Below are 14018 nucleotides of genomic sequence, written 5' to 3' on the forward strand. Positions count from 1 at the left end.
CTCCCCGCAGTCCCCGTTTCGAGCCCTATGAATCACCAAGAGCTCTCCGTGCTCATGGCCGGCTTGCTCGTGACGAGCCTAGTCACGGGTATCGTCGCAGCCGACCCGCCGCGACCGGGAACGGAGGGGAACGGGCTCTCCGAGAACGAATCCGCGACCCTCTGGTCTCGCGACGCAGACAACTATATCGGCCAAGAGGAGTACCGCCAGCGGTACGGCGAGGATCGTTCCGCTGTCCATCAAGTAGCAAACGGGACGGATATCACGTTCAAACAGCCGCCGGCGACTGCGGCGACGTGGACGCGGAACGACTTTGAGGACCTCGACGCCGGCGGGGCAGATACGTCCCTGCATCCGCCGCACGCAGACCTCGAGGATGGCGTCTTCATCGAAGATGCTCACGCAACGATCTTCGCGGTCCAGCCCTCTACTCGTGGCCACCTCGAGTCCGGTGAAACCCCACTCTACATCGCTCCGAATGGGACGATGCGCGGATTTGTTGATTACCGCGTTCGTGTGCCCAACGGGAGTTCCTCCGGCAACACGACTATCTCGTGGTCGCTCACGGAGCACGAGATCGAAGAAGTCCGGCTGAAGAAGGACGGCGAGACCATCGCCGAGCGTGACGGGTCCCATACGCCTGCCCTCGACTACCAAATCGAGGATGACTGGAGTGCGAATCTCACGCTGGAAGCGGAGATTAGCGTCCGGCTGAAAAAGACTGTCAGGACCGACCTTGGTGACCGAACGGATGTCGACGTCACCTATCGGACGGAAACACGGAACGTCTCCGATTCGATCGCCGTCGAGATCTACGACCTCTCGGCGTCCCCCTACTTCGCCGAGTATCCCAACGGCGACGCCGGCGTAGCCATCTTCCAGTCGCGGCCGTGGCAGGGGTACACGCTCACGGACGACGGTGAGACACGGGTCCGTGGCATCTGGCGGTTCTACACGGCTCGAAACACCAACTGGGACACGCTCGTCCGGTCGAATCGCACGGATAGTGCTACTGTTCAGTCGGACGCGATTCCGGTCTCCGTTCACGCGTATCCCTCGCGTATCGGCCCGCGTGCAGAACCGGTTCGAGACGGGCCGGAACTCATCGATACCTGGGGGACTGACAGGCCATCACCGGTCGGCACCATCGGTGAGAACATCAACATCGACATCGTCAACCAGTCGTATACGACGACGTACGGCCTCGCCGTTCGAGCCGAGAACGTCGACCGTGAGGCGCTTCAGGTAGCGGGCATAGTTCGCGGAGTGAATGCCTCAATTGCTGAGCCAGACAGGGGCTCTGATCGGCAGCTCCGCCGCAGCAATCTCACTGTCGGGGTCATCAAGCAGAACCAGTCGCAAGCGACGCTCAGAGTCGAACTTCGCGACAATCAAACCGGTGCGCCGATCACGCTCGACAATAGCCGTCAATATCCAATCGGCGGCACTACCCGGAACGGGTACATCACGGTCGCGGACCAGCGCGTCGAAACCAACGCCTCGGGGGTGGCGATTGTAACCATCGATGACCCGGGCATCTACACGGCTCGGTACCATCCGGGTTCGTGGCTTGGGCACGACCCGGCGTACGTGAGCGATTCCGCGACGGCCCGGTGGCATCCGCTTGGAACGATCGACGGCTGGTTTGCGCTGGTGTTCGAAGTTGGCTGGCAGCTCCTGCCGTTCTTCGTGATGTTCTACGCCGGAAAGCGCCTCCTGCGGATGCTCGGCCCAGCAGACATCTTCCAACGCAATTCATGACACGAGATACCCCACCCATCAGTAGGCGAACCGCCCTCCGAACAGTCGCCGGCGCCGCACTCACAACCATTGCTGGGTGTATGAATACAAATGGTAACTCCGGAACACCCAGTAATGGGTCTTCACCTCAGAATGACCAAGGTCCACTTCAGCGTGTTGCTGTAGATGGGACAACGCTCGTGGTGGAACTCTCGGAAGACACCGATGTCAGCCAAGTCAACCTCATCCAACCGAATGGAGAACTGTTCGGTCAACGTGATGTAGTGACAGGAGCACAGCAGGTTTCGTTTGAAATTGGAACGTCGTACGCTCCAGGCGAGTATCGCGTTCTCGCACTAGCGGGTGAAGAGACTGTGCAGGAGTCCGCTCTTTCCGTTCAGCCAAATCTTAGCATCGTGGATATGGGGATCGGGAAGAATCAGCCTGAAAAGATGTGGGATAGCTCGAGTGACAAAATCTCAAAAGAGGCCTTCGTATCTGTTGAAAACCAAGGTGATGGCCCGGATGCGATCACGCAGCTCCTGTTCATTGGAGATGTTCCATATCCCTCGGATGAGGAAGGGACGAACTATGATGAAAACGACGATGTCAGTGGCATATACGATCCAGAAGAAGATGCAGAAGTTGACGAGGTAGTCATAGAACCGGGAGAGCAGCTCACACTATACAGTTACCGTTCACCGTTTGCGTTTGTTCGAGGTGAGGGGACTTCGTGTGAGAGCAAAGAACAAACCGGGAGCTTCGAAGCCATTCTAGAAACACGAGTAGGGACTAACCGAGTTTCCAATACTTACAGCATCCACTACTCCGCGTCAGAGGAGTTCAATAATTGCGAGATCACGATTAGTGAGGACTAACCATGGTAGACCTGATTGATGTTGTCCTAGAGGGGTTCAAAGACGTCGTCGATTGGGTGATCTCCCTCTTCATGGAGGGATTGAACACTGGTTATGAAACCCTCACTGAGGAGATGTTCGGGACTCCAACGCCCGAAACGGAAGGTGCATTTGTCTTTGGTGCGCCAACAAACGGACCCTGGCCCGCAATTCAGGATGCATTGGTCGGAGGTGAGATTATGCTTATCTCGCTGCTCCTTCTGGTGATGTGTGTTCAAGGACGACACACAGTTCGGATATTCAATATCGGAAGTGCATACGAAGCAAGACGGACAAAGAAGACTGCGTGGGTTGGCGCGTTTCTCATCATCAGCTGGTACTGGGTCAGTGTTCTCGGTCTCTACATCGTCGACGGGTTCACCATCGCGTTGATGCCGAGTCTGGAAACCCTGGGTGATGCGATGCTGAATTTCCTCAAAGAGTCTCTGACCAATCCGGGGCTTGCATTCGTGTTTGCAATTGTTGGCGGCCTCTCGATGTGGGCACTTGAGGCACTCTACTACATTCGTGAGGTGTTACTTTACGTGTATGTTTACGGAATGCCGATAGCGTTTGCTCTCGCATATGGTAATGTCCCAGTCCTCTCGGACATCGCGATGGGATTCTCAAAGCGGTTTGTTCCTTTGGCGGTTCTACCCCTTCCAGCAGCAGTCGTGTTCAAAGGATACGATCTGCTGTATTCGGAAGGGGCACTCACCCCAAATAGTGCGTTTCTGAAGTACCTAGTTGCCGCGTCACTGCCTCTTATTGCACTCTATCTCACGTGGAAGACGTTCAAATACGCGACCCCACTGACGGCGAAAGTCCTCGGTGGCGCAACCAAGGGAGCGGCCCTCATCGGCGGCGTGGCTGCCGGTGCGTACGTCGGCGGCGCCGGCGTCGCGACGACCGCCGCTCGGTGGGGGCCGAAAGCCGCCGCCGGCCATGCCGTTGCACACAAAGCTGCTGCTCGGGGCGGTCATGGAGAGGGTGGAGGTAGTACTCCATCGTACCGGCGGACCGAAAACGATCCCGGTGGATCCACAGCGGAGACAGCGGGTGACGACCGTGGAATGGACTTTGACCGAGGTATCCACTAACAATGTCTATCGATAAAGACGCAGCCGCACGGCGTATCATGGACCAGCTCGGTGAGGAGAGCCGCATCCCTTACCTCAACATCGAGGAGGGTGACGTGGGCGTCCTCATCGCCTTCCCGATCGTCGGCCTGTTCATCGCTGGGGTCACCGGTGTTGAATCACTCGCCCTGCCGTTCGTCGCGGGTGGCTTCGGGTTTGGCGTCGCGGTTGTCTACGTCTCGCCCGACCACCTCAACGCGTGGACGTGGACGAAAGACGTCTACCGCTACATCAAGCGCCCCCAGATCACATTCAGTGCCCCGGAGGAGGCCGACAGTAGCACCAACGAGACAGAGCGCAACGAGGGCGGGCTCGCGAACTACACACCGTTCAAGCCCGACGAGCGGACGCAGGACCTCACGAACATCGAACGGGCGTGGCCGGGGGCTGGCGCAATCCAACGCGCCGACGGCACGATGGAGGCGTTCATCGAGGTCGACCCCGGCAACATGGACTTCGCGATGTCCGACGACTGGGCACAGCTCCAAGACGCCGGCGAGGAGTTCGCCAACAAGGAACTGGACTCGAAGCTCAAACTCCACGCCACGACCCGCTCGTTCCCGGTCGAACAGATCACCGAGAACATCGAAGACCGCCTGAACGACGAGGACGTCACAGAGAACCCGATCTTCCGGGAACTCCTCGAGGAGTATCGGGAGACGCGGCCGAAGGAGATGCGCGAACGGGGCATCCAGCAGATGCGGTACTACATCGGCGTCGAGGTCACCCCGCTGGAGGTCTACGACCGCTTCCGGGATGAGGGCACACCGGCCGAGAAGCTGACGCAGTTCCCCGTCATCGGGTTCCTGTTCAACCCGTTCGTGACCCGCCGCGAGGACCTCACCGACGTCGAGCGCCGCGCCCAGATGTTCGAGAAGCTGGACAGCCGAGTCAACGACGTGCGGTCGGAGTTCATCCAGCAGGCGTCGGGCTGGTCCGCACGGCGGCTCAGCACGGTCGAACTCTTTGTGTTGAATATGGACTTCTGGAACGGCCGCGAACACGAGTACGACGACGCAGAGAGCGTCGTTCGCGAACAACCCATCATCGGCCACTCGCGCCGGGAGGATGACTACGATGCGTAACCTCGTCCTCCAGACGGGCAGCGGAGCCGTCGGCCAGCTCACAGAGTGGCTCACGAATCCGACCTCAGCTGAAGGGGCGGCCCTCTACATCCTGCTCGGGGTACTGGTCGGTATCGGCGGGAAACTCCTTTGGGACTGGTACACCGAAGACGACGAGGAAGAGGTCGAGTTCTCGGACCTGCTCGACGAGGAGACCATCGAACAGGGCGCGGCCGAACGCCAACTTCTCGACGACATCGCCGAGTCACACAAGACGGTGACGGCGCCGGCGGCGATCGAGTGGGAGACGCGCGCGGCACGGGTCGGCGAGCAGTGGACGACGACGCTGTACATCGCTGACTATCCGGACTACCCCAACGACGGCTACCTCTCCGAGCTCTTCGAGATGACGGACGTGCAGTTCGACCTGACGGCCCACATCACGCCGAAGAACCAGGAGCGGGCCCGGAACGAACTGCAGGATATCGCTGACGACCTCCAGGTGGATGCAGACCTCGAACAGAGCGTCCGGAGTGCCTACCTACAGGAACGCGCCAACGAGGCCGCAGCGACGTACAAGGCCGTCGAGAACGGTGCGAACGTCTTCGACCAGGGGATGTTCATCACGGTTCGGGCCGACGAGAAGGAGGACCTCCGCGACGCCGTCCAGAAGGTCAAGAGCGCGCTCCGTGACGACCCGGCGAACCTCACACCGAAGACGGCGATCTGTCGGCAGGATCTTGCCCTCCAGTCCGCCGCACCCATCGGTGACAACGAGTTTGGGCGGACGTCGATCGCGCTCGGCGGCGCCGTTGGCGCGTTACTCTCCTCGCCGCACAACGCGACGATCCTCGAGGAAGGCGGCGTCGAATTCGGGATTCACAAGGACAACCAGAGCCCGGTCGTCATCGACCCGTTCGCGCGGGACAACGGCTACGCGATGTTCACCGTCGGCGACACCGGCTCCGGGAAGTCGTTCAGTTCCAAGCAGAACTTCATCCGCTCCATCGAGCAGAGCAAGGACCGTATCGGCATCATCCTCGAGCCGTTGAACAACTGGGCGGGGGTCTCAGAGGCGCTCGACGCCAAGCGAATCACCGTCGGCGGGACGCTCGGGCTGAACCCCTTGGAGATCCGCGAGACGCCCGAACACGTCCAGCGGGCGATGGGCGAGGACGCGAGCCCGTTCAACGAGAAGCTCGACGACGCGATGAGCTTCCTCACGAACTTCTTCGCGCTCCGGGGCATCTCACTGGGAGACCGGCGCACCACGCTCGAACTCGCCCTCAAACGTGCCTACCAGCGCAACGGCATCACCGACGACATCTCGACGCACAGCAATCCGAGCCCGACCATCCGCGACATGATGGACGTCTTCGAGGACATGGTCGACGACCCCGAGGAGTTCGTCGTTCGATCCGACGAAGAGGCAGGGAAGATCAAGGAGGACGCGACGTGGCTGCTCGATCAGCTCCGCCCCTTCGAGGACGACGGTCGCCACGCCAACCTCGGTCAGGAGTCCGACTTCGACATTCGGGACGAGAAGGTCATCTACCTCGACCTCGCCCAGCAGGAGGGCAGCGTCGACAGCAGCACGGCGCTGACGATGCAGTTGCTGATCTCGCTGGTGTACGAGCGGGCGAAAGTCTCGGAGAAGGAGGTCGTGTTCTACATCGACGAGGCGCGCTACATCATGCAGGACGCCGCGAGCCTGGCGTTCCTCGAGACGGTGTTCCGCCACCACCGTCACCACGACCTCTCGATTCGGCTGGTCACGCAGACCGTCGACGAGTTCTTCGAGCACGCCGAATCCGAGGCGATCTTGGACCAGTGTGCAGTCAAACAGTTCCACCGCCTCGATGGGATGGACAAGGAGTGGGCCGACGAGTTCGGGCTGAACTACGCGCAGATGCGGTTCGTTCAGGACGCCGTTCCTGGCAACGAGGACGCCGGCTTCTCCGAGGCCCTAGTGGGCGTCGACGGCGAGTGGCGTGGGATCCAGGTCAAAGCGATGCCCAAGGAGAAGCAGGTCATCGACTTCGAGCCAACCGAGCAACGGCGAGACTCACTCCCCGGGACTGGTGAGAATGCTGTAGACGCGGACGTGCAGGCGTTCCAAGACGATATTGAAAGTCGAGCGAGCGACAACGGACAACACACACCTGAGCGGACGCCAACAGAGACTGATGGCGGCGAAACGGGAGGTGACGACGATGCGTGAGTACCTTCGCGTGACGCCAACCTCCGAACGGCTCAATCCGGAGCGTCTGCCGCAGGCACTGGAGAGCCTCCACAAACTGACCTCAACGGACTCGACAGGGCTAGCTGACAAACTCAATCCGCTACATAGCGACACACCACTACGCTTCGAATTCCTCGCGCTCAGCGAGGGGGCAGATGACCCCGTCGAATTCTACTACGGTGCCGACGACCATCTGGATACCCTGGAGAAACGGCTCCGGTCGATCTATCCCGAGACGTTCGACATCGAGCGTACTGAGGTCGACATCGCATCCCGACTCGTACAGCCTGTCGAATTCGACCGCGAGACATTCGTCGAGCACTATGAGGCGGGCGACCTCCAGTACGAATTCGACCCTGACGAGCAATACGAACGTGGCACTGACGACAACAAACAATCGGGGCCAGGGGACGCCGAATCAGTCGCGGATGGAGGAACGGTCGGTGACCAGTCTTCCGACCACATCATCGAGATCGGCGATACTGCCCTCGAACTCGCCCCACCAGATGCGATTCCCGAGGATGAGCCACTCACGACGCTTGCCAAACCAACGGTAACGTCGGAGGGGACGATACTCGCCCGGCCAGCGACCGAATCCGTCTCCCCACTCGGCGTGCGGTGGCAGGGGTCTGCGACTCGGAAGCAAGACTGGATGACTTCACTCTCGCCATTTACTGCCGACGACGAAGCAGAACTCCCAGCCGTCGATCAGCCAGGGGGTGCGCTCGCGTCGCTCGTCGACCATCTGATGGAGGCGACAGCACCAGTAGCGTTCCAAGTCGTCTTCCAACGACGCGAGAGCTGGCAGTCCGATGCCGATCTTCGCAAAGAAGACGTCATCGACGGTCGAGACACACTCGCTCAGGAAATTATTGGCTCCCTTTTCGAACTCGACGATCAGTCGGAGAGCCGGGACAGAAACCAGCTGAGCGACGCCGTTGCAAAACGTGTCGCGGCAATCGAGGCGAAAAATCCGAAGCGGTCGTTCACCGCGAACATTCGAGCCATCGGGATTCCATCCGGTAGTGACGGTCACGATGATCTCGATGAGCGGATGCAATCACTGGTCCCGGTATTCGACCCGCTTGACGGACCGTACTACGAGGTTGCGGCCGAACGGGTACGCGACAGCGGCTTTCGGGCAGCCACGAAAGACCGGAACGCACGAGCGGCGCTGCAGCGGCTCTTGGATCGTGAGATCACGACTGGCCGTGGAAAGACCCGACCGGAATTCGTCCTGAGCGGCCGAGAACTCGCGCACTTCGTACTCGTCCCCTCCTCGGAACAGCTTACTGTCGAGGGAGCACGTGGGACGCGTGCGGAACAGCAGAGTCGGAATCCGTTGCCCCGTCCGCATCAGGACCTCATGAGTGAGTTCCGAGACGGGATGGCAATCGGGTATGCCCTCGACGACACCGGCGAGGCCGAAGACGTGCCGACACACATTCCACCCGGACTGCTGCCCACTCATTACGGCCGGTTCGGAACAACCGGCTCTGGGAAATCGAAAGCCCTCATCAACGATATGCTGTCGCTGTACGACAACACCGAGGGTCCGACGATCCTCATCATCCCGAAGAACGACGATATGGCCCAGAATTACATGCGGGCTCACGCACGTCGGTTCGGAATGACCGACCTCGAAGAGAACGTCGTCCACTTCCCAATCCCGGACGTGCTCCCCGGGTTCTCGTTTTTCGATCTCGAACCGTCGATGGAGAGCGGACGGCGCCGCGAAGACGCCGTCCAACGGAAGGCCGACCACTACGAAGAGATTTTGAAGCTCGTGATGGGAACCGACCGCTACGAGCGGGCGACTGTGGCCCCGACTCTCATCAAGACACTCATCAAGGCACTGTTCGACGAGGAATACGGCCGTGAGAACGGGCTATACCGAGCGTCGACGGACTACTTCGCCCACCGACAGCTCGAACACGTCGTCGACCAGATCTGGGAGGCCGGGCCACCGAACGAGAACATCGGCGACGCCCCACGGTCGAGCGACGAGGAAGTCACCCGGACGATTCGACGGCAACTCCAGTTAGATTCGAACACCTTCGCGAACGTGATGGGCGGTGTCGGAAACCGTCTCGCCTACATCTCACAGGATACGCACCTGCGGCAGATCTTCAACAATACCGAGAACCAGTTCGACTTTCGGGATGTCCTCGACGAGGATACGGTCATCCTCTTCGACCTCGGCGACCTCCGCGACGACGCCGCCCGGATTATGACCGGTGTGATCCTGACCAATCTCGATGCAGCCCTCAAGGACCGCAAACAGGCGCTCTCCCAGCACTCGGACGACTACGTCGTGAACTTGCTCGTCGACGAAGCAGCATCGGTCGTGGTCTCCGACATCATGAACGATCTCCTCGAGAAAGGGCGGGGCTTTCGCCTCTCTGTCGGCCTGTCGATGCAGTTCCCCGAACAGATGGAGGCTGAAGGTGGGCGGAAAATCTACCTGAACGCTCTGAACAACATCGGCAGTTCACTCATCGGGAAAATCAACGTCGACCGAGAACTGGCGCGAGCGATGGCCCACGAAGAGATGGACCCCACAGATTTCGCCAATCGGATCCGTTCGTTGCCGCGCGGAGAGTGGATCGCCAGCTTGCCAAGCCCGACGTTCGGTGAAACGGGGCCGTATCCGTTCAGTCTCGAACCACTCCCGATTCCACCGGGCCACCCCGAGAGCGAATCCCCGCTCACAGAGCGTGAAGAGGAGCAGTTCACTGAGACACTCTCCTCGATGCACGAGGACATCAATGACGAACACGGCGTGCCGGCCGCAACAGACGCCTCAACAACGAGAACACCGACCGACGGACACGGGGTGCTCGATATCGGGAGCGACGACCTGGACGTCGCGATTGCGAACGTGGTTCGGAGTCTGCAGCTTCGAGAGGGCTGCCGTGAGGAAAACGGCTGGGTGGCCGTCGAAGCAGTTGACGACGAACTCAGACGGCTCTTCGACGACGTCGACGCCGAGCCGCCATCGTATGATGCCCTCGCGGACATCCGAGAACGATCACGATACCTCGATACGACCGTCGATATCGACGCCGACGAGCTCCGCATCCGGCTCACTGAAGCCGGAGAGGATGTCTCGACACCCGATACTGGTGGCGTGCAGGCCGCTGGTGGGAGTGCCCACGACGCAGCACTCCTTCAGATCGAAGAAGAGCTCACCGCACTCGGCTTCACTGTCTCGATCCTCGCACAGGATGGCAGCGAGAAACCTGACGCGAGGGCGAGCCACCCCGACGTTGCCGACCGATTCGCCATCGAAGTCGAAACGACGACACCCGAGAATCCCGCAAAGGTGCTCACGAATCTCCGGAAAGCCCAAGAAGCAGGGGATATCCCGCTGTTTGTCGTTCGCCCAGGAAACGACGAAACTGAGTGGGCCGAGCGTGTCGACGGCATTCTCACACCACCCGTCCGTACCCTCCAGAATGGTGAGACACGGTTCTACACGACTGACTCGAATCTCACGTTCAACGGTGGAGCGACCGAAGAAGGTGGAGTGACGGCCGTGCGACCGGCGACCGACGACGAGAACGGGACCCAGAACATCTGGCAGCGTGATGGCGACGAGATCGTCCTTCGTGATGCCAGCGGGACGGAACACATCCGTCTCCCATCGCTTGGAAAACTCTCGAAAGATCGTGTTCCAGCCATCTACAGCTACGACCACGCTGCCGACGAGTACGTCGTTTATGAGCATGGTGAGCAACACATCTACGAGACGAAATCGGCGTTCGAGGATGACTGGGTGCGTATCAAGAAGCCATTCGTCCCCGAAGCCGGACTCCCCGTACCAGACTACACACGTTCGACGTACGGCATCGTCATCCTTCACGATGAGGCGAAATCGGTCGTGTATGAAGACGGTGGGAAGCGGCCACTCTCGGCAATCACTGACGGGGCATTCCGTCCCGCATCGCCTGAATCAGCGGCCGCTGACGAACCACCCAGTCAGAACGACCAGGCCGATGAGAAAGTCGAGGAAGACCAATCGCCACCGTCGTTCGAAGCGTTTGTCGACGAATATCTCGTCGAAGACGCGGATGAAGCCGTGCCGAAAGACGATGTATTCGGTCTCTACAACGACTGGGCAGAGGCACACGGCATCGACGATCCGCTGAATAAGAGTTGGTTCACCCGGAAGCTCAACACCCACATCAAGGTGGACTCCACGAAGAAGCGAATCGACGGGGAACCCGTCCCGCATTACACTGGTGTCCGCATCCGGTCTGAAGAGGACTTTCAGCCATGAAATGGACGTACACGGTCCAATTCCCGATATCATCGGGACTTCTTGAGACCTGTTCCACCCAAGCTGAATCATGACCTCATCCAATCAAACTCGAAGGTCGGAAATCACCCGACAGCGGTATGTTCCACCCAAATTCCCAATGGGTGGAACACCAACGAACCGAGCGAAATGGGTGGAACACGCTCACGTCCAGCGATTTTTAACCTGCTATAGCGGGTGTTCCACCCAACAACCAACTAAGATAGAACGGGGGGTCCCCGTTGGGACCAAGGGATTGGATCGCGACGTACAGCAGAGAGCGTTCTGTGCTGGCTCAGAGCCAGTGAGAGCCATGCGAGGTGCTACGTGAGGATGAGTGACCCTATCGTCAACGAGCCGGAGGCGATTCCGGAGACGTTACGCGAACGCGACCAGTGGGTGTGCTGGCGCGAGGAGGAGCGAGACGGCAAACCGACGAAGATTCCGGTGACGCCAGGGGCTGGGGGGTTCGCGTCAGCAACAGAGTCGGAGACCTGGGCGAGTTTCGAGGCAGCACTCGACTACAGCGAGACAGAGCACGCCGATGGTATTGGGTTCGTGTTTACTGACGACGATCCCATCGTCGGCGTCGATCTGGACGACTGCCGCGACCCGGAAACCGGCGACGTCGACGACGCAGCGCTGGACATCATTGAGCGACTCGACTCCTACACCGAGGTGTCACCGTCCGGTACCGGCTATCACGTCCTGATCACTGGCGCACTCCCCGAGGGGCGGAACCGGCGCGGGAGCGTCGAATTGTACGACACAGCACGCTTTTTCACCGTCACTGGCGACCACGTCGAGTGGACACCAACGCGCGTTGCACGCCGGCAGGACGCGCTCACAGCGATTCACCGCGAGTACGTCCAGGACACAGAGCGTGACACAGCCTCCGAGTCCGAACAGCGTGATGGCACTGACGCCCGGTCACCGACGACCGACGCAGCTGACGTCGACGTCGACCTCGAAGACGAGGACCTCCTCGAAAAAGCGCGAAACGCATCGAACGGCGAGAAGTTCGAGCGGCTCTGGAACGGGAATACGGTCGGCTACGACAGTCAGTCCGAGGCCGACATGGCTCTGTGCTGTTTGCTTGCATTCTGGACCGGCGGCGACCAGACGCAGATGGATCACCTGTTCCGCCAGTCGGGACTCCACCGCGAGAAATGGGACGAGGTTCACTACGCTGACGGGTCGACCTACGGCGAGAAGACCATCGAGCGAGCGATTGCGACCACATCGGAGTTCTACAACCCGGACGCCGGCGACGACGCCGCAGATCCCCACGGCACACCTGACGAGGTCACAGCTGGCGGGACACCTGACGAGGCAGACCGGAGTCGTGCATACCTGACGGAGAAAAACCGACTGTTGAGCGAGCGCGTCGACGAGCTCGAAGCAACACTCGAACAGAAGACGGAGCGGATCGAGACTCTCGAAGCAGAGGTCGAGCGGCTCACCGGCGAACTCGCAACCCGTGACCGGGAGACTGCGCAGTCTCACGAGGAAGACTCCGGTACTGCGAGAGAGACCGATGACGATTCAGAATCACCCTCTATGTTGAGTCGATTCTTCGGTGGCCAGTCCGAGTAGTAGCGCCGCATCACCTTCATCCGAGAAGCCCTCCCTCGAGAGTTCTGGTTCCGCGAGATAGAAGTATTAACCAACGTTCTCGCTATATTGCGCTGTTTGTTGGTTAATTACGCTCAATCTCGCCGCAAAATGGGGGCTATCGCAGGATACTGTTGTTCGGGAAACTATTCCTTGAAGTAAGAACTATATCCTTAGACCTGCAATTCTGAGTATGTCCGAGACAGACGCCGCCGATGGGCCACCTCCCTTTGAGGATGCGTTCGCCAGCGACGACGTCGAACAACGCATCTACGGCACCATCCTGCAGACCCGCGAGCCGACGACGGCAAGCGCGATCGCCGACAGCGCCGACTGTGACCCCAAGACCGCCCGAAAGTATCTGGGCTGGTTCGACGATCTCGGCATCGTTACCCGGCACGACGGCCACCCAGCCACCTACGAGCGTAATGACGCGTACTTCGAGTGGCGACGCATCAACCAGCTCGCAGCCGACCATTCTGTCGAGGAACTCCAGGACCGCGTTCGTGAGCTGACGACGCGCATCACCGAGTATGAGGAGGCGTACGACGCCGCGTCACCGGCCGTCGTCGACGCCGTCGCCGCCGCGGAAGCCAGCGACGAACGGACCATCGACGACGTGTACAGCGACCTCGCCGACTGGGCGACCGCCCGCGAGGAGCGTGACCGCTACGAACGCGCACGCCAGCAACGCACGGGTGGCGAGCGCGAACAGGCATCCGGGTAACCCGCTCGATGGTGCCACCGACAGGCGATGGCGGGAGCCCCGCCCCCATCGATCGCCCCATCCTCGAGTTCCTTCAGACACGGCTCCAAGCCACCGGACAAGTCTCCCGAGCGGCCATCACGGATGCAAGTGGCCATCTCGAGCTTCAGGTCGTCTTTGCATCATCGTACTACCCAGCGCCCGTTGACGAAGCAACCCTGACTATTCGCTGGTACACGAACGACGACTTCAAGATCCACTATCGAGAGACTCATTCGGAGCACACCTGGGAATGCCGATGGGATCGGCATCCGAAC

9 protein-coding genes are annotated in these 14018 nt (G+C 60.1%); all 9 read left to right on the top strand.

What is annotated here, in order from left to right:
- Window positions 1–27: 27 nt before the first annotated feature.
- Entirely contained in the window at window positions 28–1761 is a 1734-nt protein-coding gene (locus ACFQEY_RS17845) for a DUF8186 domain-containing protein (protein WP_379771260.1), read from the top strand.
- The gene (locus ACFQEY_RS17850) at window positions 1758–2618 is read left to right on the top strand and encodes a hypothetical protein (protein WP_379771262.1); all 861 of its coding nucleotides are present in this window, start codon (window positions 1758–1760) and stop codon (window positions 2616–2618) included. The genes ACFQEY_RS17845 and ACFQEY_RS17850 overlap by 4 nt, the downstream gene beginning before the upstream one ends.
- A 2-nt stretch (window positions 2619–2620) precedes the next feature.
- On the top strand, window positions 2621–3736 hold the full coding sequence (locus ACFQEY_RS17855; RefSeq protein WP_379771265.1) for a hypothetical protein: 1116 nt from the start codon (window positions 2621–2623) through the stop codon (window positions 3734–3736).
- A gap of 2 nt (window positions 3737–3738) precedes the next feature.
- A complete protein-coding gene (locus tag ACFQEY_RS17860) occupies window positions 3739–4860 on the top strand; it encodes a hypothetical protein (RefSeq protein ID WP_379771267.1) in 1122 nt (373 codons plus the stop codon).
- Window positions 4844–7060: a VirB4 family type IV secretion system protein gene (locus ACFQEY_RS17865; protein ID WP_379771269.1), complete on the top strand. Its 2217-nt coding sequence runs from the start codon at window positions 4844–4846 to the stop codon at window positions 7058–7060. Before ACFQEY_RS17860 ends, ACFQEY_RS17865 begins: the two co-directional genes overlap by 17 nt.
- Complete coding sequence (locus tag ACFQEY_RS17870; protein WP_379771271.1) at window positions 7026–11363, top strand: primase-like DNA-binding domain-containing protein; 4338 nt, start codon at window positions 7026–7028, stop codon at window positions 11361–11363. The genes ACFQEY_RS17865 and ACFQEY_RS17870 overlap by 35 nt, the downstream gene beginning before the upstream one ends.
- 351 nt (window positions 11364–11714) lie before the next feature.
- The gene (locus tag ACFQEY_RS17875; protein ID WP_304449970.1) at window positions 11715–12977 is read left to right on the top strand and encodes a phage NrS-1 polymerase family protein; all 1263 of its coding nucleotides are present in this window, start codon (window positions 11715–11717) and stop codon (window positions 12975–12977) included.
- 211 nt (window positions 12978–13188) lie between these two features.
- The gene (locus ACFQEY_RS17880) at window positions 13189–13722 is read left to right on the top strand and encodes a DUF7342 family protein (RefSeq protein WP_210113842.1); all 534 of its coding nucleotides are present in this window, start codon (window positions 13189–13191) and stop codon (window positions 13720–13722) included.
- A gap of 8 nt (window positions 13723–13730) precedes the next feature.
- Window positions 13731–14018, top strand: a 288-nt coding sequence (locus ACFQEY_RS17885) for a toxin-antitoxin system TumE family protein (protein ID WP_379771298.1), incomplete at its 3' end; no start/stop codon positions are given.

Source organism: Halorubrum trueperi (assembly GCF_042662525.1).
In the GTDB taxonomy this organism is placed as follows: domain Archaea; phylum Halobacteriota; class Halobacteria; order Halobacteriales; family Haloferacaceae; genus Halorubrum; species Halorubrum trueperi.

Coding starts and splice junctions, on each gene's coding strand:
- ACFQEY_RS17870 (WP_379771271.1), top strand. CDS start 7,026: ATGGCGGCGAAACGGGAGGTGACGACGATGCGTGAGTACCTTCGCGTG.
- ACFQEY_RS17850 (WP_379771262.1), top strand. CDS start 1,758: ATGACACGAGATACCCCACCCATCAGTAGGCGAACCGCCCTCCGAACA.
- ACFQEY_RS17875 (WP_304449970.1), top strand. CDS start 11,715: ATGAGTGACCCTATCGTCAACGAGCCGGAGGCGATTCCGGAGACGTTA.
- ACFQEY_RS17855 (WP_379771265.1), top strand. CDS start 2,621: ATGGTAGACCTGATTGATGTTGTCCTAGAGGGGTTCAAAGACGTCGTC.
- ACFQEY_RS17845 (WP_379771260.1), top strand. CDS start 28: ATGAATCACCAAGAGCTCTCCGTGCTCATGGCCGGCTTGCTCGTGACG.
- ACFQEY_RS17860 (WP_379771267.1), top strand. CDS start 3,739: ATGTCTATCGATAAAGACGCAGCCGCACGGCGTATCATGGACCAGCTC.
- ACFQEY_RS17865 (WP_379771269.1), top strand. CDS start 4,844: ATGACTACGATGCGTAACCTCGTCCTCCAGACGGGCAGCGGAGCCGTC.
- ACFQEY_RS17880 (WP_210113842.1), top strand. CDS start 13,189: ATGTCCGAGACAGACGCCGCCGATGGGCCACCTCCCTTTGAGGATGCG.